The following is a 20,514-nucleotide window of genomic DNA, read 5'->3' on the forward strand; positions in this document are numbered from 1 at the left end:
CCGCCGCGCCCCCCGCGGCGACGCCCCTGGCAGCCGCACCGGCGACCGTTCCACCGCCGCCGGCCCGGCCCGCGGTCGCCCCCGCCGAGACCAGCCTGAATGCCCTCACTCTCGCCAAAGGCATCCTGACCGACCAGCTCAGCAGCCTGCCCAGGCTGCTCGGCCTGCTCGCCGCGGTCGCGTACATCTCCTACCGCATCGGCCGCCGCGCCGGCGGGCGCTAGGCCGTCGGGTGAGCACACCGGAAAGGTTCCACCGCAATGCGTGAGGTCCTGGATCCCCTGGTCGCGGGCTGGCACACCGGCGGCGCCGCCGCGCTCGCCACCGTCGTCCGCACGTTCAAGTCCGCGCCGAGACCGGCGGGAGCGTCGATGCTGGTCTCCGAGGACGGCACCGTCGTCGGCTCGCTGTCCGGCGGGTGCGTCGAAGGCGCCGTCTACGAACTCGGTTCCCAGGTCATCGAGGACGGCCGGCCCGTTCTGGTGCGGTACGGGATCAGCGACGATGACGCGTTCTCAGTCGGCCTCACCTGCGGCGGCATCCTCGATGTCTTCGTCGAACGCGTCAACCGGGAGAGCTTCCCGGAACTGGCCGCGGTGCAGCACGACATTGCCGGCTCCCTGCCGGTGGGAGTCGCGACCGTCATCGAACACCCCGACGCCACCTGGCTGGGCCGGCACCTGATCGTGCGCCCGCACGGCTTCGACGGCGACGTGGGCTCGGAGCATGCCAACCGCGCCATCAGCGATGACGCCCAAGGGCTGCTCGCCGCCGGCCGGAACAGCACGCTCACCTACGGCCCCGATGGCGAGCGGCGCGGCGAAGGAATGCGGGTCTTCTTCAACAGTTACGCCCCCCGCCCGCGAATGATGGTCTTCGGCGCGATCGACTTCGCGGCGGCACTGGCCCGCCTGGCCGCTTTCCTCGGCTATCGCGTCACCGTGTGCGACGCCCGCGCCGTGTTCGCCACGGCGGCGCGATTCCCCGACGCCGACGAGGTGATCGTCGGTTGGCCGCACCGCTACCTCGCCGAGCAGCTGGCCGCCGGCCTCGTCGACAACCGCACGGTGCTGTGTGTGCTCACCCACGACCCGAAATTCGATGTGCCTCTCCTGGAGGTGGCCTTGCGAAGCGAGCAGTTCGCCTATATCGGTGCGATGGGCTCGCGGCGCACCCACGAGGACCGCCTGGCCCGGCTGCGCGACGCCGGCCTGGACGAGGCGGAACTGGACCGGCTGCACAGCCCGATCGGGCTGGATCTGGGCTCACGGACACCGGAGGAGACGGCCGTGTCGATCGCAGCCGAGATCATTGCCCTGCAGTGGGGTGGCAGCGGTGAGCCGCTCAGCGGTCTGGTCGACCGCATCCATCACGACGACCAGGACGAATCGGTCCCGCCCCTGGCAGCCCCGGCGGCGCCGGAATAGCCTGCGCTATTCGCGCATTCCGAACCGCGCGTGGATCGGGTGCATCCATTTCGGCGCCCACCAGAGGCTCCGTTCGAGGGAGGTCATCACGGCCGGAACCACGATCGTGCGCACCAGGGTGGCGTCCAGGAGCACGGCCACGGCCAGGGCGATTCCGATCTGCTTCATCTGCAGCAGGTCTCCGGTGGCGAAGCCGGCGAAGACGATCACGATGATGAGAGCCGCCGAGGAAATGATCCGACCCGAGCTCTGCAGACCCGTCTCGATGGAACGGCGGGTGCTCTCCCCCTGCTCGTGGTGCTCCTTGATCCGGGCGAGCAGGAACATCTCGTAGTCCATCGCCAGGCCGAACCCGAAAGTCAGCACCAGGGTGAGCACCAGGGGGTCGACGCCGGCTATGGTCGCGGCGTCGAAGTTGAGCAGCCCGGCCAGATTGCCCTCCTGAAAGCCCCAGACCAGGATGCCGACGGATGCCCCCAGGGAGATCACGCTCACCACGAGCGCGGTAAGCGGAATGACCACGGATCCGGTCATCAGGAACAGGAGCACAAACGTGGCGCCGCCGATGATCAGGGCCGCCCAGGGAGCCCCGCGGAGGAGCGAATCGGTGTAGTCGACTGACACCGCATCCGTTCCGCCGGCCCAGTTGTCGAACGCGGGCCGATCGGCCCTGATTTCGCGGACGACACCGGGCCCCTCGTTCTGGTCGACGCCGACGCGGGACACCCAGTACCCGTTCACCTGGGCCGGGGGCGTGGTCCCGGTGACGTGCGGCAGGGCGGCAACCTCCTCCGTCCAGGCCGCGGCGGAGGCTTCGTCGGTGGCCGCCACCAATTGCACCAGCGGCGCGCTCGCCAGCGGGAAGTGGTCGTTCAGCGCCGTGACGAACTCGTACTGCGTCGAAGCCTTCGGGATCGCGTCCGCGCCGCCGCTGGACACGTTCATGTTCAGGACCGGGCTGCCCAGCAGGAGCAGCACGGCGATGCCGCCCAGGGCCACGAGCGCGGGTGCACGCTGCACCAGACGGGTGAGCCGGGAGAAGACGCCCTCCGGTGGTGCGACGTCGCCGAAGCGGGTCAGGAGCGTGCCCAGGCCTGGAATGCGCGTCAGCACGCCCGGCATCAGCAGCCGCTCGCCGAAGAAGCCGAGCAGCGCCGGCACGAGCACGAGGGCCGTCAGGATCGCGATCAACACCACCGAGACCGCGCCGATGGAGATCGCACGGATGATGGTCGGCTCGAAAACGAGCAGGCCGACCGTGGCGATGGCGAAGGTCAGGCCGGAATAGAGCACGGTGCGGCCGGCCGTGTCGACCGTGACACCGACGGCCTGCAGCATCAGCTCGTGCCGCTCCGTGCGGGTTTGCTCGCCGACCCGCGCGACGAGGAGCCGGAACTCCTCCCGGAATCGGCTGACGATCAGCAGCCCGTAGTCGATGGACAGGCCCAGGCCGATCACGGTGATGACGTTGAGGACCGTGGTGTCGATCTCCATCAGGTGGCTGAACACGAAGAGGGCGCCGAGGGCGCCGGCGATGGAGGCGAGGGCGCCGATCAGCGGGATGCCCGCGGCCAGGAACCCGCCGAAAATGATGAGCATGACGATCAGGGCGATCGGCAACGCGATCAGCTCGCCCTTCTGCAGGTCTGCTTCCGCCACGGCCACGAGCGAATCCATCAGCAACGGGGTGCCGCCGACCTCCGCAACCGCGTCCGGTTCGACCTGCCGAACCTCGTCGGCCGCTGTGCCCAGGCGGCGCTCGACGTCGGTGAGCACCCGATCGCTGGGGTCCCCGTCGGTCGTCGTCATTTCCACGTTCAACAGCAGACCGGTGCCGTCGGGAGCCAGCAGCGGTGCCGCGGCGGGGTTCGGCTGCCCATCGGGAAGCGGCGGGATGGTCAGCGGGTTCACCACCGAGGTGACACCGTCGATCTCGTTCAGGTCCAGGGTGGCCGAGGAGAGGATCCAGACCAGTTCGGGAGCGGACAGGTCGACGCCGTGGATGAGCAGCGACAGGGACTCCGTTTCGTCGGCCGCGGGGTCCTGCAACAGGTCCGCGGCCTGACTGGCCTCGCCCGCGACGGACGGCCCGGCACTGGAGAGTCGCTGGAACAGGCTCTCCCCGGTGACCCCGAACAGCGCGGTCGCCACGCAGGCCCCGATCAGGATCACCCACGCCAGCAGTGCGCTCAGTCGATGGCGGGCTACGAAGACACCGAGAGCGCGAAGCATGGTCGCTAGTCCTCCTGTCAGTGGGCGGCTACCGCCAAAATACTCCCTCGCTCGCCTCCCGGCGGCCCGGCCCCCCGTCTTTCGATACCGAAGACCCGGAGGCCAGGGTGTAAAGTCAGAACTCAGCCCCACATACCCTTGGGGGTATCTTCCGGGTTGGCCTGAACGCTCTCCTGGCCAACCGAAAGGCACCTCATGAAAATCGTCGTCGTTGGTGGAGTCGCAGCCGGCGCCTCCGTGGCCGCGCGCGCCCGTCGTCTGGACGAGTTCGCCGAAATCGTGGTTCTCGAACGGGGCCACCACGTCTCGTTCGCCAATTGTGGTCTGCCCTACCACGTCGGCGAGGTGATCACCGATCGCAGCCGCCTCCTCTTACAGACGCCGGAGAGCCTGCGCGAATCCCTCGACATCGACGTGCGCGTGGGCCATGAGGTCACGGGGATCGACCGCACCTCACAAACCGTGACCATCCGCGAGGTCGACAGCGGACGCGAATACGTCGAAAGCTACGACGCCCTCGCGTTATGCCCTGGCGCCGAGCCGTTGCGGCCTCCCCTGCCCGGCATCGACCTGGCCGGCGTGCACGTTCTGCGCCGGATCGGCGACATGGATTCCATTAAAGCTCAGCTCGATTCCGCCCTCGTCCAGACCAAGCTGGGCGCCCGCGGCCCGGTTCGCACCGTTGTGATCGGCGCCGGGTACATCGGGCTGGAGATGGCCGAGAACCTCAAGCACCGCGGCGCCGTCGTCGACGTCGTCGAGATGAGCGACCAGATTTTGCCCCCGCTCGACCACGAGATGTCGGTTCCGGTGGAACACCACATCCGCAGCCGGGGCATCACCCTGCACCTGTCCACCGCCGCCGCCGCTTTCACCGCCCGCACAGGCGGGGGGCTGAACGTGGAACTGACCGACGGCAGCGTCCTCGAAGCCGACCTTGTCATCCTCTCGGCCGGGGTGCGGCCGAACACCGCCCTCGCGACAGCGGCCGGGCTGGACATCGGTCCGCGCGGCGGAATCACCGTCGACACCCACATGCAGACCTCCGACCCGCACATCTGGGCGGCCGGCGACTCCGTGGAGACTCCGCACACCGTGCTGCCCGGGCAGTGGCTGGCCCCCCTGGCCGGCCCGGCCAACCGCGAGGCTCGCGTCGCCGCGGAGAACATCTGCGGGCGCACGACCGAATACAAGTCCACCCAGGGCACCTCGATCGTGAAGGTCTTCGACATGGTGGCCGGCGGTACCGGCGCCACCGAGCGGCAGCTCCTCGCCGCCGACCTGCCCTACCGGGCCGTGCACGTGCATCCGTCGGGTCACGCCGGCTACTACCCCGGAACCGCCATGATGCAGCTCAAGGTGCTCTTCGCCCCGGAGACCGGGCGCATTCTCGGCGCTCAGGCCGCTGGCTTCGACGGTGTCGACAAACGCCTCGACGTGCTCGCCACGGCGCTCCGCGCCGGCCTGACCGTCTACGACCTCGAGGAGCTCGAGCTCGCCTACGCCCCGCCGTTCGGCTCGGCGAAAGACCCGGTGAACATGGCCGGGTTCGTCGCCAGCAACGTTCTGCGCGGTGACCTCTCGCTCTGGTACGCCCAGGACTACCCGGCAGCGACGTCAGGCGCGCGCCTGATCGACGTGCGCACGCCCGAGGAGTTCTCGATCTGGCACCTGCCCGGGGCCGAGAACGTACCGCTCGGCACCGTCCGGGAGGCCTGCGAGAACTGGGATCGGTCGACTCCCCTGCGCCTGTACTGCGCGGTCGGGTTCCGCAGCTACCTCGGCTACCGGGCACTCGTGCAGCGGGGCTTCACGGATGTCGCGACCCTCTCCGGCGGCTCGGACACCTTCCGGTCCTGGCACGAGGTGAAGCCTGAAAGCGACGAACCACCCCTGCCGATGACCTCGTATGCCGAGTCGGTCGACATCGTCGCCGCAGCGGTGGCGACCGCGGCCCTGGCCCAGGGCACGGGCGTGCGCGTGGATCTGGATTGCTCCGGCCTGGCCTGCCCCGGCCCGATCATGAAACTCTCCGAGAACATTCGGTCGCTGACCCCGGGAGACGAGATCGTCGTACACGTCTCCGACCCGGGCTTCGCCAACGATGCCCCGGCCTGGGCCAAACGAAACGGCCACCAGCTGCTGGCGATCGAACCAGAGGGACCAGGCTACGTCGCCACGATGCGGAAGGGCGGAGCGGTCGTCGCGACCGCCCAGAACGTGGGTGTTCCGGCGGAGAAGAAGCCCGGAAAGACCTCATTCGTGGTGTTCTCCGGCGACCTCGACAAGGTCCTGGCCGCCTTCATCATCGCCAACGGTGCGATCGCCATGGGCGACGAGGTGTCGATGTTCTTCACGTTCTGGGGCCTGAACTCGTTGCGACGTCCGGACGCGCCCAAGCGCGACCGCAAACTGATGGACAAGATGTTCGCCACGATGATGCCTGCCGGCGCCGGCAGCATGCCCCTCTCGCAGATGAACATGCTCGGCGCCGGCGCCGCTCTGATCAAGAAGGTCATGAAGGACAACTCGGTCGCCTCCCTGCCGGACATGATCTCATCGGCCCAGGCCGGTGGGGCCCGCCTCATCGCCTGCACCATGACGATGGACCTACTGGGCATCGCCCCGTCGGACCTGATGGAGGGCGTGGAGCTCGGCGGCGTGGCGACATTCCTCGGTGAAGCCTCAGACTCGACCACGACGCTGTTCATCTAGCCCGGGTACGTGACGGTGAGGGGCCCGCCCGGTCTCCTCACCGTCAGCCCCGTGGAATGGGGGTTCAGGGAGCCTCGTCCACGATCCCGATGAAGCGGCTGCCGATGCCGTCGACCTCCGTGCGGCTGAGCCCGGCCGCCGCATCCGGGAGCTCATCGGAGCCATGAAAGTCGCAGGTGAGGTATGTGAACTCGGGCCACCACTTTTTCGGGCGTGCGGCCTCGGTGTACCCACAGACAGCGCACCGGAGTTCCACCCAGACCGGTTTCTTGCCGGTGCGGTTGGCCCGCGACTGCACCAGCCAGGCGGGAGGGTTGCGCTCGATCTCGGCAAGTTCAGCCTCGGACATCCGCGCCGGGAGTTCGTGGCGGTGTGCCATCTCGAGCGGGATGTCAAGGCGCAGGGCAGCCATTCGTCTCGTAATCATGTCGATTAAGAATAGGCGCTGGCCGGTGTCCGTGTCCCCCGGGCCGGGTATCCTCAGGCGCAAGGGGTCCGGCGCAAACCTGGGAGGGTGAGATGACCACCACACCGACTCGGCCGACGCACGAGAGCCAGCGAATGTCGACGGCCAGCCGAACAGCGCTCATCATCGGGTTGTCCCTGATCGCCGTTGCGACGGTGCTGGGCGTGATCCTGGTCGCTACCCTGCTCCGCGGCACCGTGGGCGGGTCGTTCGAGAGCGCCCGGAACGTGGAGGCGGGGGCCCGGGTGCTCGCCGACGTGCCGAACGCGTCGATCGACCTCCGACCCAGCACGGACGGCCAGGTGCACGTGGACGCCCGCGGAACCTACTTCGGTGCGACGCCCACGCTGTCCGTGACGACGTCCGATGATGTCACGACCATCACCGGGGGCTGCCCGAGGCAGTGGTTCGGTTACTGCTCCCTGCAGCTGAAGGTGACGATGCCGGCTTCACTGCCACTCACCGTGACCTCCCAGAACGGCGGGCTTTCGGCCTCCGGGCTGACCGGCTCGCAGAAACTCGTCACCACGAACGGCGGGATCCAGATGACCGGGACCCGCGGCGACGTCGAGTTGATCACGACCAATGGCGCGATCCGGGTGCTGGAGTCCGCCTCGCGCCGTGTGAACGCCACCACGACCAACGGGAAAGTCGAACTGGACTTCGCCGCACCGCCGTCCGCGGTCGTGGCCCGGAGCACGAACGGCACGGTCACGGTACGTGTTCCGGGTGACGACACGACCTACGCCGTCGACGCGCACACGACCAACGGCACGATCGAGAGCGGTTCGGTGCCCACCGATCCCTCGTCACGGCGCACCATCACGGCGTCCACCACCAACGGGAACGTGACGATCAGTCGGCGTTGACCGGCCGCGACTGACCGGTCGTGAAAGACTGGGACCATGTCTGACGCCCCCTCCCCCCTCGGCCTGCTCCTCGACGTGGACGGGCCCATCGCCAGCCCGGTCACCCGCACCGTCGCCACCCCGAGCATCATCACGGACCTGATCCTCCTGGCCCGCGCCAACGTGCCGATCGCGTTCATCACCGGCCGTTCGGTCGCCTTCATTCGGGATGAGGTGGTTTTGCCGCTCCGCGCCGCCGGCCTGCCCGAGACCATGCGCATGTACGGCGTCTGCGAGAAGGGCGCCGTCTGGTTCCCCATCACCGCCGCCGGCATCGGTGAGGTCGTCGTCGACGACAGCGTTGCGCTGCCCACCCCGGCGGTCGAGGGCATCCGCGCTCTCGTCGCCGACCGATTCAGCGACACCATGTTCTTCGACGAGACCAAGCAGGCCATGGTTTCGGTCGAACAGCGCACGGATGCCGACCACGCCGCCTACCAGGTCGCGGCCGCGGACTTCAACGAGGCCGCGTTCACCCTGCTCACCGGGCTGGGGCTGGGCATCCGTTTCGGCGGACGGGTCCACCCGGACGCGCACGGTGCCGTGCCATTCCGGATCGACCCGACGATCATCTCGACGGACATCGAGTCCGTCACCCTCGACAAGGACCACGGCGCCAGGCGGGCACTGGACTTCTTCTCGGTTTCCGGCCCGCTCCCCCGGGTCTGGCGCTCGGTCGGGGATTCCCGCAGCGACTACCTGATGGCCGATCACCTGCACGCCGCCGGCTACGACGTCTCCCATGTGGACGTGCGGCCCGCGGACGGCATCCTCGAGCGGCCCTACCCGGTGATCGTGGAGGGTGACCTCGTCCACGACGCGGCCGGAGCACAGTTCCTCGGCTCCTGGGTGGACCGGCTCGGGCTGCGCTGAGCGCTGCTCCGAACGGGCTAGTCCACGCTGAAGCGGATACCGTCCTGCAGGCGGCTCCGCAGCTCGAAGACCTTCTCGAAACTGCCGCGTTCCATGCCGGGCAGGCCTTCCCGCAGCAGGCCGATCAGGCGGGACCTCGGCACGGTGACCACGGTCGGGCGGCGCCCGCGCCCCGGCACGATGAGCGGGTCCGCCAGTGCGTCGTCGGGCAGCGCGACCACGAGGGCGGTGAACTTGACCCGCAGCTGCTTGGATAGAGCGCGTGCGGCCGCCTCGAAGTCCTGAATCGGAGTGTCGCCCGGTCCGAGGGCGTCGCCGACGAGCTCCCCGCGGCGCAGCTGCACCGGGCCGCCCCAGTCCTCGGACAGGACAGCGAACAGCCCCGCCGGACCGAGCACGACGTGGTCCACCTTGGCTCCGGACGATCCCGCGGCCACGTCATGCCAGGCAGTGAAGCCGATACCGAGGGCGGAAACGAGCTGCGCCGTGGACTCCTCGGCCAGCGCCTTGGCGAGGAAGTGGCGGATCTCCCGCGGCGCCGAGCGGATCAGGGCCGGGGCGTAGGGATCGTCGATGGAGGTGCCGCGTCCGGCCCACTCGCGGAGCAGATCCAGGTAACGCTGTCGAGCGAGGCCGCCGGGGTGGCCGTACATCCGGGCGCGCAGCCCGGTGCGGGTGGCCTGACCCCGCGGAGCAGCGGAAGACGCGTACACCGTGCTCTCCGGCTCGGCCCCGGAATCGGGGTAGCGCATCCGGTCGTAGGCCGCCCGGGCGTCCGGGGTCCCCACGCGTTCCCAGGCCACCTGGCCCCGGTGGAACGCAGCGGCGTCTCCCCCGACATCCGGATGCGTGCGGCGCAGGAGCCCGCGATAGGCGCGCCGCAACTCGTCGTCGCTCGCGGTGGGGCTGACGCCCAGCACCTCGTAGGGTGACGCCGCGGCCGGGCTCTCTGACATCCTCGCGGTCTCTTTCAGCGTTGGTGCGGTCGACAGGGTGTGGCCGTGTGGTGCAGTCGGCCGATCGTTCGTCCAGACTACCGATCCTGGCTGGCATATCGCCGGGCGCGCCGGGTGCGCCCGCCGAACGTGGTGACGATTCCGTGCGACGATCAGCGTATGACGACGCACGATCGCAGGATCCACCGCTCGAGCACCCGACTGGTGGCGATGTTCTGCGTCGGGGTGCTCGCCGCCACCGGGATGGGCTTCACCAGCGAAGGGGTGATGGCGCCCATCGTCGGCTGGGCAGCCGCCTGCGTGACCTACGTCACCTGGGTGTGGGCGACGATCGGCCCGATGGACAGCAACCTGACGGCCAGCCACGCGACCAGGGAGGACCCCTCGCGCGGCGTGGCGGACATCCTGATCCTGCTGAGCAGCCTCGGCAGTCTGGGCGCCCTGGTCTTCCTGATGGTCCAAACCCACGCCACCACGGGCACGCAACGGGGCGTCCTGGCGGCGGCGGCCGTGCTGAGCGTGGGCCTGTCCTGGGTGCTGGTGCACACCCTCTTCACCCTGCGTTACGCCTCGCTCTACTATGCGGGCCCCGACGGCGGGGTGGACTTCAACCAGCCGGCCCCGCCGAACTACGGTGACTTCGCCTACCTGGGCTTCACCCTCGGGATGACGTTCCAGGTGTCGGATACGAGCATTCAGGACCACCGCATCCGGATGACGGCGCTCCGTCACGGCCTTCTCTCGTATGTGTTCGGCTCATTCATCCTGGCCACCCTGATCAATCTGGTGGCCGGCCTGCTGCGCTGAGGACGGCCCGCTGGGCTGGGCAGCACGAGAACCGGAGGCCTCCCGGATTCAGCCGAAGAACTCCCGAACCGGCAGCCCGGCCACGCCGACGTCGGCGGCGAAAAGCGATCCGGCCAGCGGGTCCTGTCCGGGGTGAAGGTTTTCCCGGGACGTGGTAATAAAGAGCCGGTCCAGGTGCGGCCCGCCGAACGTGCAGGCGGTCACGTTCTGCGCGGCCACCTCGACGATCTCGTCCAGCCGGCCGGCCGGGCTGTAGCGGTGCACGGCGGATCCGCCGTAGAGAGCCACCCAGACGGCACCCTCGCTGTCCACTGTGAGGCCGTCCGGATAACCGGCGCCCGGCGGAATCTCGACGAAGGTGCGCAACCCCGTGAGCCCGGACTCGCGGCTGTAGTCGAGGACCGAGACCCGGCCGGTGGGGGTGTCATTGAAATAGGCCAGGGACCCGTCCGGGCTCCAGTCCAGCCCGTTGGGAATGCTCAGGTTCGACAGGACCGGGGTCACGGTGCCGTCGGGGTCGAGGCGGTGCAGGATCCCGGCTCCGGGCCGCTGGTCGTAGGCCATGGACCCGCAGTAGACGCGCCCGTCCGGGTCGCAGCGCCGCCACCATCCCACCGACATGGCGGCGATGAATCGTGTCTCCGACGAGGGAGAGCACGTCCCCGGCGAACATGAACACCCAGCGCAGGCCACCCCAGGACTCAGACCAGACCGGCCCTTCGGCGTGGAAGGCGACCGGGTCCGTTCTCTGCTCGGCGAGCACGTCCGCTGCCGGGAATCGCTAGTCGCGGAGGATCTGGACCGGGATCGCCACGGCGAGGGAGACGACCAGCACGCCGCCGATGAAGAGCGGGGCCTGGAGCGTGGGCGCCTCGAAGGCGAACCCGAAGAGCCAGAGGCCGAAGGTGAAGACGGCCATCGAGATGATGAAGTAGATGACGTTCATGGTGGGGGCCCTTTCGAACGGTGCCCACGCAGGTTCGCCGGGCCGATGGTTCGAGCGTACCGGTTCGCGGGGTGGAAACCGGGCCGCGGCCCCGGTTACGCGCCCGGGCGGTCGCCGGCCGGCTCGATCAGTTCCGGCCCGTTTCCCCTGATCGGGGCCACCTCGTGGAACCGGAGTGCGTCTGCGGCGTCGCGGGACGCCGCGACGGCCCCGTCCACGAACGATTGGTCTCCCGGAGTGTGCGGGTCCAGCCACTGGTCCCACCATTCCTCCGCGAGGATGACGGGCATGCGGTCGTGGAGATCGGCCAGCGGACCCCCGGCCGCCTGGGTCAGGATCGTGGCGGACAGCACCCAGCGGGACGGGTCGGTGTCGGAAACGGCCGGGTTGCGCCACCAGGAATAGAGTCCGGCCAGGGCCAGCGGGAGGCCGTCATCCGAGTGGATGAAGTAGGGCGTCTTGACGGCGCCGTCCGTGCGCCACTCGTAGTAGCCGGTGGCCGGCACGAGTGCACGGCGGGAGACGACCGAGTCGGCGAAGGACGCCTTCCCACCGACCGTTTCGGAACGGGCGTTGAACGTCGGGAAGCCGGAGGCCAGCTCGGTGGCGAATGACGGAACCAGCGACCAGCGCGCCGCCTCGAGGCGGCGCACGACGTCGCCGGACTTCGCCGACTCGAGCACGATCGGGATCTGCTCGGTGGGGGCGATGTTCCAGGACGGCTCCGGGAGGTTCTCGCCCTCGTGTTCGACGTCGAACATCGCGGCGAGATCGGACGCCGTATCCGTGATGATGAGGCGACCGCACATAGCGACAGGCTACTACCGACCGGCGACGGAACCGTCCTGCCCGTGGCCCGGCACTGTCCAGCACTGGCCAAATCCGCCCCGCCGGGTGAACATGGAGGAAGGCCATTCCCGACCCGGTGGAGGGGTTCCGATGAACACGACGGCGGCAATCGTCCTGGTGGTCCTCCTTCTGCTCGGTGTGCTCGTTCTACTGATGTCGATGCGGGTGATCAAACAGTACGAGCAGGGCGTGGTGCTGCCCTTCGGACGGTTGATCGGCACCCGGTTGCCCGGGCTGACCTTCATCATTCCGTTCGTCGACGTGCTCCACCGGGTGGCCCTTCGGATCGTGACGCTGCCGATCCAGTCCCAGGGCATCATCACCCAGGACAACGTCAGCGTCGGCGTGTCCGCGGTCGCGTACTACCGGATCGTCGACCCGGTGCGGTCCGTGGTCGCGATCGAGGACGTGAAGGCGGCGATCGACCAGATCGCCCAGACCACACTGCGCAAGGTGGTAGGTCAGCACACGCTCGATGAAACGCTCGCCGAGACGAACGTCCTCAACCTCAACATCCGGGAGATCCTGGACGCGCGCACCCTCGATTGGGGCGTCGAGGTCACACTGGTGGAACTCAAGGACATCCTCCTGCCCGACAGCATGAAGCGCGCCATGGCGAAGCAGGCGGAGGCCCAGCGGGAGAAGCGCGCCAAGATCATCAACGCGCAAGGCGAGTCGCTGGCCGCTGCCGCGCTGGGCGAAGCCAGCGACATCATGATGGCCCACCCGCTGGCACTGCAGTTGCGCAACCTGCAGAGCCTGGTCGAGATCGGCGTGGACAAGAACACCGTTGTCGTGTTCCCCGCTCCCCTGATGAGCACCGTCGGCGAGCTGGGCGACTTCCTCGCCCGGGAGACCAAGGCCGCGGACGCGATCGCCCGGGGCATCCGCTAGCGTCGATTCCGGCGCCGCGGGGCGCGGGAGCGAGGGTGGCGGAATGAACGGGCGGAACATGCAGGGTCGGAACGTGCAGGGTCGGGACGAAGCGGATCGGTACAGCGCGGATGTGCTCTCACCCGGGTGGCGGGAGGTCGGCCGTACGATTGTTCCGACTCAGGAAGCGACGCCCGATCTCGTGGTCGAGGAGGTGGCGACCGGCTTCTGCGGCGCCGTGATCCGGATCGAGAAGAAGATCGTCACCCTGGAGGACCGCCACGGAAAACTGCGCTTGTTCCCCCTCGGCGGCGGATTCCTGCTCGACGGCCAGCCGGTCGTCCTCGTCGCCCCCAAGCCGCGGACGCCGCAGGGGCGCGCACGCACGGCCTCCGGCTCGGTGGCGGTGACGGATGCGCCCGCACGGGTGGCCAGGGGCAGCCGCATCTTCGTCGAGGGCCGGCACGACGCCGAACTCGTCGAAAAGGTCTGGGGCGCCGACCTGCGCATCGAGGGGGTGGTGGTCGAGTACATCGAGGGCGTCGACAACCTCGAGGAACTCCTGGCGGAATTCCGTCCCGCTCCCGGGCGGCGGGTCGGGATGCTCGTCGACCATCTGGTCGCGGGGTCCAAGGAGAGCCGGATCGCCCAGGCCGTGGCCAGCGGGCCGCACGGCCGGAATGTGCTCGTGGTCGGGCATCCGTACGTCGACGTCTGGCAGGCCGTGAAGCCGGAGCGCCTCGGCTGGGAGGCGTGGCCGGTGATTCCGCGCACGATCGAGTGGAAGCACGGAATCTGCGAGGCCCTCGGCTGGCCGCACGAGGAGCAGGCGGACATCGCCCGGGCCTGGCAGCGGATTCTCGGACGGGTGAGGTCGTACGCGGACCTCGAACCGCAATTCCTGGGCCGAGTGGAACAGTTGATCGATTTCGTGACCGTTGAATAGTGCAGAGTGCCTCACTTTCTGGCGGATATGTGAAGAAACGTAACGCTTTGGAACCGAATCAGCTGACAATCCGGGCAGGAACGAGCGATGTGGGCTAGAGTTAACTCAGTAGTTGTAGTGCTTGCACGTCTTAAAACGCAGTGACCTCGGTCAGTGCGGCGTATTCCTTTCGGAAGCGGACGACGAATACCGCGACGAACGGCCTCGAAAGTCGGGGCCTTTCTAACACTCCTGGAGGAGTTTCAAAAATGGCAACAGGTACCGTGAAATGGTTCAACGCTGAAAAGGGCTTCGGCTTCATCGCTCCCGACGACGGAAGCGCCGACGTGTTCGCGCACTACTCCGCGATCGCCTCGAACGGCTACAAGTCCCTCGACGAGAACCAGAAGGTCGAGTTCGAGGTAACCCAGGGCCCCAAGGGTCCTCAGGCCGAGAACATCCGCGCCCTCTAAATAGCTGCAAAGCTAAATAGCGCAACTGCTCTTCAGGCTTCACGGCCTTAAGGCTTCACGGCCTTACTGAGCTTCGACAACGCCCCTGCTTCGGCAGGGGCGTTGTCTCGTTAAGCCGGACCCTCCTCAGCCGAGGGAGCCGGCGCCTACTTGACCAGGTCCTGCCAGCCGTCACCGTCGACGTACTCGAAGATCAGGTTGGTCTCGGTGTGCGCCACCGCCGGGTGCTCGGCGAGGTGCTCGAGCACGAAGTCCCGCAGGCCGGAGGCATCCGCCGCGGCCACGTGCAGGAGATAGTCGTCGGCCCCCGCAGTGTGGAACAGGCCGATCACTCCGGGCCAGTGCGGTGCCGCATCCCGGAACTCGTCGATCTGTCCGCGGGCATGCTTGACCAGCCGGATCGAGATCAGCGCCTGCAGAGATGCCCCGAGCGCGGCGAGATCGATGATCGCGCGGTAGCCGCGGATGTGGCCGAGCTGCTGGAGCCGGCGCAGGCGCAGCGACACCGTGGATTCCGCAACCCCGATTTCGGCGGCCAGTGCGGCCCCGGAGGCGCGGGCGTTGATGGACAGCGCACGCAGCAGGGCGCGGTCGACGCGGTCGATTTCGGTTTTCTTCGGTTCCATCGGCTCACTCTTTCGTCACTGAGCAGTTTATGCGACGATCGGCCGGGTTTCGGAAGGGTCTGCAGGCCCTATTGCGGACGAGGACAGAATCTGTTTTCGTCTGAGCATGATGCCAACGACGCCGCACCTGGAAACCATCGCCGTGCACGCCGGGATGGAGGGTGTGACCGAGTCGGGTTCCCATGTGCCGGTGATCGACCTGTCCACAACCAATCCCCTGGCCGGGGTGGAGCGCGGCGGCGACTCCTACGAGAATCTGGCCACCGGCGGCGTCATCGGTGCTGGGGACTCCGCGGTGTACCAGAGGCTCTGGCAGCCCGGCGTGGCCCGGTTCGAGACCGCTCTCTCCGCCCTGGAGGGTACGGAGGGCACCGTCGCCTTCGCCAGCGGGATGGCCGCGCTGGCGGCCGTGCTGATCGCATCCGTCGCCGCCGGCACGCCGCACATCGTGGCTCTGCGTCCGATCTATGGCGGGACGGACCATGTGCTGGCCACCGGTCTGCTCGGCACGACGGTCACCTGGGTCGACGCTGCCGGCGTGGCGGCGGCAATCAGGTCCGACACCGGGCTGGTCATCCTCGAGTCGCCCGCGAACCCCAGCCTGGCCCTGACCGATATCCGGGCCGTGGCGGATGCCGCCGGCCGGGTCCCCGTGCTCGTGGACAACACCTTCGCCACCCCGGTGCTGCAGCGACCGGTGGAGGCGGGCGCGACCCTGGTGCTGCACAGTGCCACCAAGTTCCTCGGCGGCCACGGGGACGTGATGGGCGGCACGGTTTCGGGCCCCGAGGACTGGCTGGTGCGTCTGCGGCAGGTGCGCGCGCTGACCGGCGGCATCCTGCATCCGTTCGCCGCCTACCTGCTGCACCGGGGCCTGCGCACGCTTCCCGTGCGCGTGCGGGCCCAGCAGGCCACCGCTGCAGCCGTCGCCGAGGGCCTCGTTGGCCATCCGGCCCTGGCCCGCGTGCTCTACCCCGGGCTGCCCGGGCAGGACCCGCAGAACCTGATCGGGCGCCAGTGCACGGGTGCCGGGTCGATCATCGCGCTCGACTTCGCCGGCGGGTTCGACGCGGCCGTCCGCTTCACCGAAGCCTGCCGGCTGATCACCCACGCGGTGTCCCTCGGCGGGGTGGATTCGCTGGTGCAGCATCCGGCGTCCCTGACCCACCGCCCGGTCGAGGCCGGGGCGCGACCGGGCGCGGGCATCGTGCGCATCTCGATCGGTCTGGAGCACCCCGACGACCTGCTCGCCGACATCCTGGCTGCACTGGACGTGCCTGCCGCCGTCGACCGGGGCTGCGCGGTCCCGCTGCCCCAGGAGGCCGTCGCCTGAGTTCCCGTTCCGGTCGAGAGTGCCCGCTGCGCGGGTCACTCTCGACCGGAACGGGAACAGTGGGCTCAGCTGCGACCGAGGCGGCGGCGGAGCAGGTCGATCCGGTTCTGCAACTGCGTCACGCTGGCCTGCGCCACGGCGGGACCACCGCACTCGCGCCGGAGTTCCGCGTGCACCATGCCGTGCGGCTCCTGGGCCAGCTTCGACCACATGCCCACCAGGCTCGCCAGCAGGGTGCGCTGTTCCTTCAGCGTGCGGTACAGGGGCGGGGGCTCCTCCGGTGCGATCTCGCCGGTGACCGGGTCCTTGCGACGGTCCGTGGAACGCTTGGCCTGCCGGTGCTGTCGCTGGCGCAGCAACTCGGAGACCTGCTCGGGTTCGAGCAGCCCCGGGATGCCGATGAAGTCGAATTCCTCGTCGGTGCCCGGCTCGGCCAGCTCTCCGAACTCGTCCCCGTTGAACATGACCATGTCGAAGGTGGCCTGGGAGTCGATGGCCTGCCAGGTGAATTCCTCGCCGAGGTCGTCGGAGGCCTTGTCCGCCTTGTTCGCGTCGGCGACCATGGCGTCTTCGGGGTTGTACATCCCGTCTTCGCCGTCATCCCGGTTGCTGCGGTCCAGGGCGTGGTCACGCTCCAGCTCGAGCGCATTCGCCAGGCTGAGCAGGCTCGGCACGTTGGGCAGGAAGATCGACGCCGTCTCGCCTCGACGGCGGGCGCGCACGAACCGGCCGATGGCCTGCGCGAAGAACAGCGGGGTGGATGCGCTGGTCGCGTACACGCCCACGGCCAGACGGGGCACGTCGACGCCCTCGGACACCATCCGCACCGCCACCATCCAGCGCGAAGTGCTGTGCGAGAACTCGTCGATCCGGTCGCTGGACTCCTTCTCGTCGGAGAGCACGACGGTCACCGACTCCCCCGAGATCTCCTGCAGGATGGCCGCGTACGCGCGTGCCATGGTCTGGTCGGTCGCGATCACCAGTCCCCCGGCGTCCGGGATGCCGTGGCGCACCTGGGTCAGCCGCGAGTCCGCGGCGCGCAGAACCGCCGGGATCCACTGGCCGGTGGGTTCCAGGGCGGTGCGCCAGGCCTGGGAGGTGATGTCTTTGGTGTTGCCCTCGCCGAGTTTCGCTTCCATCTCGTCGCCTGCGCGGGTGCGCCATTTCATGTGCCCGGCGTAGACCATGAACATGACCGGGCGCACGACGCCGTCTTCGAGGGCGCGGCCGTAGCCGTAGTTGTAGTCGCTCTGGGACAGACGGATGCCGTGCTCGTCGGGCAGGTAGCTCACGAACGGGATCGGCGAGGTGTCCGAGCGGAACGGAGTGCCGGTCAGCGAGAGCCGGCGGGTGGCCGGTTCGAACGCCTCCCGGATCGCGTCGCCCCAGCTCAGGGCGTCCCCGCCGTGGTGCACCTCGTCCAGGATCACGAGGGTGCGGCTGGACTGCGTGAGTTGCCGGTGCAGCGCGGCCCGACTGGCCACCTGGGCGTAGGTGACGGCGATGCCGTGGTAGTGGTTGCCGTAGCGGCCGTTGGCGTTCTTGAAGTTCGGGTCCAGCCGGATGCCCGCCCGCGCGGCGGCATCCGCCCACTGGCGCTTGAGATGCTCGGTGGGTGCGACCACCGTGATGCTGTCGATCAACCGGCGCGCCTTGAGCTCGGCGGCGAGCCGCAGGGCGAAGGTCGTCTTGCCGGCGCCGGGCGTGGCCGCGGCGAGGAAATCGCGCGGCTGATGCAGGAAATAGGCTTCCAGGGCCTCGGCCTGCCAGGCGCGCAGCTTGCCCGCCGTGCCCCACGCGGCGCGTTCCGGGAAGGACGGTGAGAGGTGTTCGGCTGCACTCGTCCCCTGGGCAGGTCCGAAAGCAGGTGGAGTATTCACTTCATAAGAACTTACCCGTTGCGCCGCGCGTTGCGCGCGCACGGGTCGTCGCTCAGCCGGCGGCCAGCTCCCCCGGGTGGGTGAAACGCCAGCCGGGTCCCGGGTCGCTGATCGTGGTGTCGAGCACCAGGGGGACGCTGACGGTGTCAGCGCCGACGGCGAAGTCGACCGTGCCGACGGGGTCGCCGGCGTCGCCGAGGGTGAGCTTCTCGGCCGTCGGCCGGACGGTGATGGGGGTGTCCGACCAGACGATTGCGGAGGCCTCGCGGTCCGTGACCGCCTGGCTCTCCTGTCCCCACTGAGTGCCGTAGTCGGCGTAGGCCGCGCCCTTGTCCGTCAGCTTGACCTGCCGGAAACCGGGTTCGACGCTGTCGATCAGGTCCGCAATCGACTGGTTCAGCTCGGTGTGGGTGTCCCCGCCGAGCATGACGCCGACCAGGGTGACGGTCATCCCCCCGACCTTGAACTCGGCCGAGAACAGCAGGCAGGCGCCCGCCTCATCCGTCGTCCCGGTCTTGAGACCCGTGACGCCGTGCTTGCCGAGGAGTTTGTTGGTGTTGGTGACGGTACCGATGACGGGCAGGTCGGCGGTTTTCATCGAGACGATCGAGGCGAGAGCGGGGTTCTCCAGCACCAGCTTGCCGATCTTGACCAGGTCGGCGAGGCTGCTCTTGCTGCCCGGCGACAACCCGCTCGTGTCGGCCACGACGGTGTCGTTCAGGCCGTGCGCGGCGAGCCAGGTTTCCGCGGCGGCCAGGTACGCGTCGACGGATCCGAAGGCCCAGACGGCCAGGGAGATGCTGTAGTTGTTCGCGGAGGGCAGGAGCATGGCCTCGAACGCCTGGCGCTGGCTGAGCACCATGCCGGCGGACACCGGGGCGACCGAACCGTTCTCGGCGACGACCTGATAATAGATGTCCACGTCGTCGTCGGTGAATTTGATGTCGGGTCCGGCCTGCTTGGTGGTGAGGGGCTTCTTCTCGAGCACGACGAGGGAGGTCACCATCTTGGTGATGCTCGCAATCGGCACCGAGCCCTGCTCGCCGGTGGAACCGAGGAGGTCGGGGTAACCGACGGCGCCGATCGCCCCGGCGCCCACGCCCGGCCAGTCCAGCTCGGCGGCGGGCTGGGTCAGTTCCGCGGGCTTGCTCACCTCGACGGCCGCGGCCGGCGCCGGGGCCAGCCCCGTGCCGGAGAGGTAGCCGACACCGGAGAGAAGGACCACAAGACCACCCGCAACGGCGAAACGACGACGGCGGTAGATTTGGCCTCGGGTCATCGTCATCCGTCGATTCTACCCACGACCCCTGTGCCGGACCTGCTATACCCTGACCCGCAGGGCGTAGAGGGCCACGGCACTCGCCGAGGCCACGTTGAGCGAATCGACGCCGTGCAGCATGGGGATTGTGACCACCGTGTCCGCGGCGGAGAGCGCCTGGGTGCTGAGACCGTCACCCTCGGCGCCGAGGATGAGCGCCAGGCGTTCCGGGGCGTCACCGGCGAACTGTTCCAGCGTCACGGCATCGTCGGAGAGCGCCAGGGCGGCCAGGTGGAAACCGGCCTCGTGCAGCAGCGGCGCCGCTGCGGCCCACTCCGGCAGCCGGGTCCACGGCACCTGCAGCACCGTGCCCATGCTCACCCGCACGCTCCGCCGGTACAGTGGATCGGCGCAGCGCGGGGTGATCAGCACGGCGTCGGCACCGAGTCCGGCGACCGAGCGGAAGATGGCGCCCACATTGGTGTGATCGACGATGTCTTCGAGAATCACGATTCTGCGGGCATCCCGGATCACCTCGCTCACGGGAGCGAGGGGCGGGCGGTGCATGGCCGCCAGCGCACCGCGGTGCAGGTTGTACCCCGTGAGCCGTTCCAGCACGGATGCGGCGCCGACGTAGACGGGCACGTCCGGCCAGTCCGCCAGCAGGGGCAGCACGTCGGGCAGCCACTGCTCCTGCAGCAGCACGGAGCGCGGCCGGTGCCCGGCGGCAAGCGCCCGGGTGATCACCTTGCTCGACTCGGCGATGTAGAGGCCACTCGCCGGTTCCGAGACGCGGCGCAGGGCCACATCCGTCAGCCTCGAGTAGTCGGCCAGACCGGGCAGGTCGAGGTCTTCAATGTGAACGATCTGCACAGCGGCGGCGCCTTTCCAGGGGGTGAACCTCTCCAGCCTGCCAGTTCCGTCACCAACTGGAAAACCGGCGAGTTTAGACTCGGGTGTACAAGAG

19 protein-coding genes and 1 pseudogene are annotated in these 20,514 nt (G+C 68.8%); 10 read left to right on the forward strand and 10 right to left on the reverse strand.

Going from position 1 to position 20,514, the window contains the following annotated elements:
- Together E3T37_RS08770 and E3T37_RS08775 are read left to right on the forward strand one after the other, a co-directional pair.
- Positions 1–224: pseudogene (locus E3T37_RS08770) on the forward strand (carbon monoxide dehydrogenase); the annotation flags it as partial.
- 36 nt (positions 225–260) lie between these two features.
- Positions 261–1,427, forward strand: a complete 1,167-nt coding sequence (locus E3T37_RS08775; protein WP_134366421.1) for an XdhC family protein — start codon at positions 261–263, stop codon at positions 1,425–1,427.
- 6 nt (positions 1,428–1,433) lie between these two features.
- On the opposite strand, the gene E3T37_RS08780 is transcribed toward E3T37_RS08775, so the two are convergent.
- The gene (locus tag E3T37_RS08780) at positions 1,434–3,659 is read right to left on the reverse strand and encodes an MMPL family transporter (RefSeq protein WP_134366422.1); all 2,226 of its coding nucleotides are present in this window, start codon (positions 3,657–3,659) and stop codon (positions 1,434–1,436) included.
- A gap of 195 nt (positions 3,660–3,854) precedes the next feature.
- Between E3T37_RS08780 and E3T37_RS08785 the strand changes: the two genes are divergently transcribed.
- Positions 3,855–6,374, forward strand: a complete 2,520-nt coding sequence (locus E3T37_RS08785) for an FAD-dependent oxidoreductase (RefSeq protein WP_134366423.1) — start codon at positions 3,855–3,857, stop codon at positions 6,372–6,374.
- 64 nt (positions 6,375–6,438) lie between these two features.
- On the opposite strand, the gene E3T37_RS08790 is transcribed toward E3T37_RS08785, so the two are convergent.
- Entirely contained in the window at positions 6,439–6,801 is a 363-nt protein-coding gene (locus E3T37_RS08790) for a hypothetical protein (protein ID WP_134366424.1), read from the reverse strand.
- A 92-nt stretch (positions 6,802–6,893) separates the two neighbouring features.
- Between E3T37_RS08790 and E3T37_RS08795 the strand changes: the two genes are divergently transcribed.
- Both E3T37_RS08795 and E3T37_RS08800 read left to right on the forward strand, forming a co-directional pair.
- Positions 6,894–7,709: a DUF4097 family beta strand repeat-containing protein gene (locus tag E3T37_RS08795; RefSeq protein WP_134366425.1), complete on the forward strand. Its 816-nt coding sequence runs from the start codon at positions 6,894–6,896 to the stop codon at positions 7,707–7,709.
- 36 nt (positions 7,710–7,745) lie between these two features.
- A complete protein-coding gene (locus E3T37_RS08800; protein WP_134366426.1) occupies positions 7,746–8,621 on the forward strand; it encodes a hypothetical protein in 876 nt (291 codons plus the stop codon).
- Between the two features lie 17 nt (positions 8,622–8,638).
- On the opposite strand, the gene E3T37_RS08805 is transcribed toward E3T37_RS08800, so the two are convergent.
- Complete coding sequence (locus E3T37_RS08805) at positions 8,639–9,577, reverse strand: DnaJ domain-containing protein (RefSeq protein WP_134366427.1); 939 nt, start codon at positions 9,575–9,577, stop codon at positions 8,639–8,641.
- A 159-nt stretch (positions 9,578–9,736) separates the two neighbouring features.
- On the opposite strand from E3T37_RS08805, the gene E3T37_RS08810 reads away from it, so the two are divergent.
- Complete coding sequence (locus tag E3T37_RS08810; RefSeq protein WP_134366428.1) at positions 9,737–10,384, forward strand: DUF1345 domain-containing protein; 648 nt, start codon at positions 9,737–9,739, stop codon at positions 10,382–10,384.
- A 48-nt stretch (positions 10,385–10,432) separates the two neighbouring features.
- On the opposite strand, the gene E3T37_RS08815 is transcribed toward E3T37_RS08810, so the two are convergent.
- From E3T37_RS08815 to E3T37_RS08820, 3 genes are all read right to left on the reverse strand, one after another.
- Positions 10,433–11,005 carry an SMP-30/gluconolactonase/LRE family protein gene (locus E3T37_RS08815; RefSeq protein WP_338144981.1) on the reverse strand — a complete coding sequence of 191 codons (573 nt, stop codon included), beginning with the start codon at positions 11,003–11,005 and terminating at the stop codon, positions 10,433–10,435.
- A gap of 160 nt (positions 11,006–11,165) precedes the next feature.
- Positions 11,166–11,330, reverse strand: coding sequence for a hypothetical protein (locus E3T37_RS16810; protein ID WP_160141051.1), 165 nt, complete (start codon positions 11,328–11,330; stop codon positions 11,166–11,168).
- A gap of 95 nt (positions 11,331–11,425) precedes the next feature.
- Positions 11,426–12,139: an SOS response-associated peptidase gene (locus E3T37_RS08820; protein ID WP_134366429.1), complete on the reverse strand. Its 714-nt coding sequence runs from the start codon at positions 12,137–12,139 to the stop codon at positions 11,426–11,428.
- Between the two features lie 130 nt (positions 12,140–12,269).
- On the opposite strand from E3T37_RS08820, the gene E3T37_RS08825 reads away from it, so the two are divergent.
- The 3 genes from E3T37_RS08825 to E3T37_RS08835 all read left to right on the forward strand — a co-directional run bounded on the left by E3T37_RS08825 (position 12,270) and on the right by E3T37_RS08835 (position 14,450).
- Complete coding sequence (locus tag E3T37_RS08825) at positions 12,270–13,073, forward strand: slipin family protein (RefSeq protein WP_134366430.1); 804 nt, start codon at positions 12,270–12,272, stop codon at positions 13,071–13,073.
- 43 nt (positions 13,074–13,116) lie between these two features.
- Positions 13,117–13,998 carry a DUF3097 domain-containing protein gene (locus E3T37_RS08830; RefSeq protein ID WP_241975771.1) on the forward strand — a complete coding sequence of 294 codons (882 nt, stop codon included), beginning with the start codon at positions 13,117–13,119 and terminating at the stop codon, positions 13,996–13,998.
- Positions 13,999–14,246: 248 nt separating this feature from the next.
- The gene (locus tag E3T37_RS08835; protein ID WP_035840308.1) at positions 14,247–14,450 is read left to right on the forward strand and encodes a cold-shock protein; all 204 of its coding nucleotides are present in this window, start codon (positions 14,247–14,249) and stop codon (positions 14,448–14,450) included.
- 146 nt (positions 14,451–14,596) lie between these two features.
- Here the strand turns inward: E3T37_RS08835 and E3T37_RS08840 are convergent, their stop codons facing one another.
- Complete coding sequence (locus tag E3T37_RS08840) at positions 14,597–15,076, reverse strand: Lrp/AsnC family transcriptional regulator (protein WP_134366431.1); 480 nt, start codon at positions 15,074–15,076, stop codon at positions 14,597–14,599.
- Positions 15,077–15,182: 106 nt separating this feature from the next.
- On the opposite strand from E3T37_RS08840, the gene E3T37_RS08845 reads away from it, so the two are divergent.
- Entirely contained in the window at positions 15,183–16,409 is a 1,227-nt protein-coding gene (locus tag E3T37_RS08845; protein ID WP_134366432.1) for a PLP-dependent aspartate aminotransferase family protein, read from the forward strand.
- 65 nt (positions 16,410–16,474) lie between these two features.
- On the opposite strand, the gene E3T37_RS08850 is transcribed toward E3T37_RS08845, so the two are convergent.
- From E3T37_RS08850 to E3T37_RS08860, 3 genes are read right to left on the reverse strand one after another with little or no spacing between them, the layout of a single operon-like run.
- Positions 16,475–18,289 carry a DEAD/DEAH box helicase gene (locus tag E3T37_RS08850; RefSeq protein ID WP_134366433.1) on the reverse strand — a complete coding sequence of 605 codons (1,815 nt, stop codon included), beginning with the start codon at positions 18,287–18,289 and terminating at the stop codon, positions 16,475–16,477.
- 52 nt (positions 18,290–18,341) lie between these two features.
- Positions 18,342–19,574, reverse strand: a complete 1,233-nt coding sequence (locus tag E3T37_RS08855; protein ID WP_241985531.1) for a D-alanyl-D-alanine carboxypeptidase family protein — start codon at positions 19,572–19,574, stop codon at positions 18,342–18,344.
- 36 nt (positions 19,575–19,610) lie between these two features.
- Positions 19,611–20,420, reverse strand: coding sequence for an RNA methyltransferase (locus tag E3T37_RS08860; RefSeq protein ID WP_134366434.1), 810 nt, complete (start codon positions 20,418–20,420; stop codon positions 19,611–19,613).
- Positions 20,421–20,514: the final 94 nt, after the last annotated feature.

It is taken from the genome of Cryobacterium sp. TMT2-10 (genome assembly GCF_004403075.1).
GTDB lineage: Bacteria > Actinomycetota > Actinomycetes > Actinomycetales > Microbacteriaceae > Cryobacterium > Cryobacterium shii.

What these genes read in the sequence shown, in the direction of transcription:
- E3T37_RS08775 (WP_134366421.1), top strand. Translation starts at nt 261, where the DNA reads ATGCGTGAGGTCCTGGATCCCCTGGTCGCGGGCTGGCACACCGGCGGC.
- E3T37_RS08780 (WP_134366422.1), bottom strand. Translation starts at nt 3,659, where the DNA reads ATGCTTCGCGCTCTCGGTGTCTTCGTAGCCCGCCATCGACTGAGCGCA.
- E3T37_RS08785 (WP_134366423.1), top strand. Translation starts at nt 3,855, where the DNA reads ATGAAAATCGTCGTCGTTGGTGGAGTCGCAGCCGGCGCCTCCGTGGCC.
- E3T37_RS08790 (WP_134366424.1), bottom strand. Translation starts at nt 6,801, where the DNA reads ATGATTACGAGACGAATGGCTGCCCTGCGCCTTGACATCCCGCTCGAG.
- E3T37_RS08795 (WP_134366425.1), top strand. Translation starts at nt 6,894, where the DNA reads ATGACCACCACACCGACTCGGCCGACGCACGAGAGCCAGCGAATGTCG.
- E3T37_RS08800 (WP_134366426.1), top strand. Translation starts at nt 7,746, where the DNA reads ATGTCTGACGCCCCCTCCCCCCTCGGCCTGCTCCTCGACGTGGACGGG.
- E3T37_RS08805 (WP_134366427.1), bottom strand. Translation starts at nt 9,577, where the DNA reads ATGTCAGAGAGCCCGGCCGCGGCGTCACCCTACGAGGTGCTGGGCGTC.
- E3T37_RS08810 (WP_134366428.1), top strand. Translation starts at nt 9,737, where the DNA reads ATGACGACGCACGATCGCAGGATCCACCGCTCGAGCACCCGACTGGTG.
- E3T37_RS08815 (WP_338144981.1), bottom strand. Translation starts at nt 11,005, where the DNA reads ATGTCGGTGGGATGGTGGCGGCGCTGCGACCCGGACGGGCGCGTCTAC.
- E3T37_RS16810 (WP_160141051.1), bottom strand. Translation starts at nt 11,330, where the DNA reads ATGAACGTCATCTACTTCATCATCTCGATGGCCGTCTTCACCTTCGGC.
- E3T37_RS08820 (WP_134366429.1), bottom strand. Translation starts at nt 12,139, where the DNA reads ATGTGCGGTCGCCTCATCATCACGGATACGGCGTCCGATCTCGCCGCG.
- E3T37_RS08825 (WP_134366430.1), top strand. Translation starts at nt 12,270, where the DNA reads ATGAACACGACGGCGGCAATCGTCCTGGTGGTCCTCCTTCTGCTCGGT.
- E3T37_RS08830 (WP_241975771.1), top strand. Translation starts at nt 13,117, where the DNA reads ATGAACGGGCGGAACATGCAGGGTCGGAACGTGCAGGGTCGGGACGAA.
- E3T37_RS08835 (WP_035840308.1), top strand. Translation starts at nt 14,247, where the DNA reads ATGGCAACAGGTACCGTGAAATGGTTCAACGCTGAAAAGGGCTTCGGC.
- E3T37_RS08840 (WP_134366431.1), bottom strand. Translation starts at nt 15,076, where the DNA reads ATGGAACCGAAGAAAACCGAAATCGACCGCGTCGACCGCGCCCTGCTG.
- E3T37_RS08845 (WP_134366432.1), top strand. Translation starts at nt 15,183, where the DNA reads ATGATGCCAACGACGCCGCACCTGGAAACCATCGCCGTGCACGCCGGG.
- E3T37_RS08855 (WP_241985531.1), bottom strand. Translation starts at nt 19,574, where the DNA reads ATGACGATGACCCGAGGCCAAATCTACCGCCGTCGTCGTTTCGCCGTT.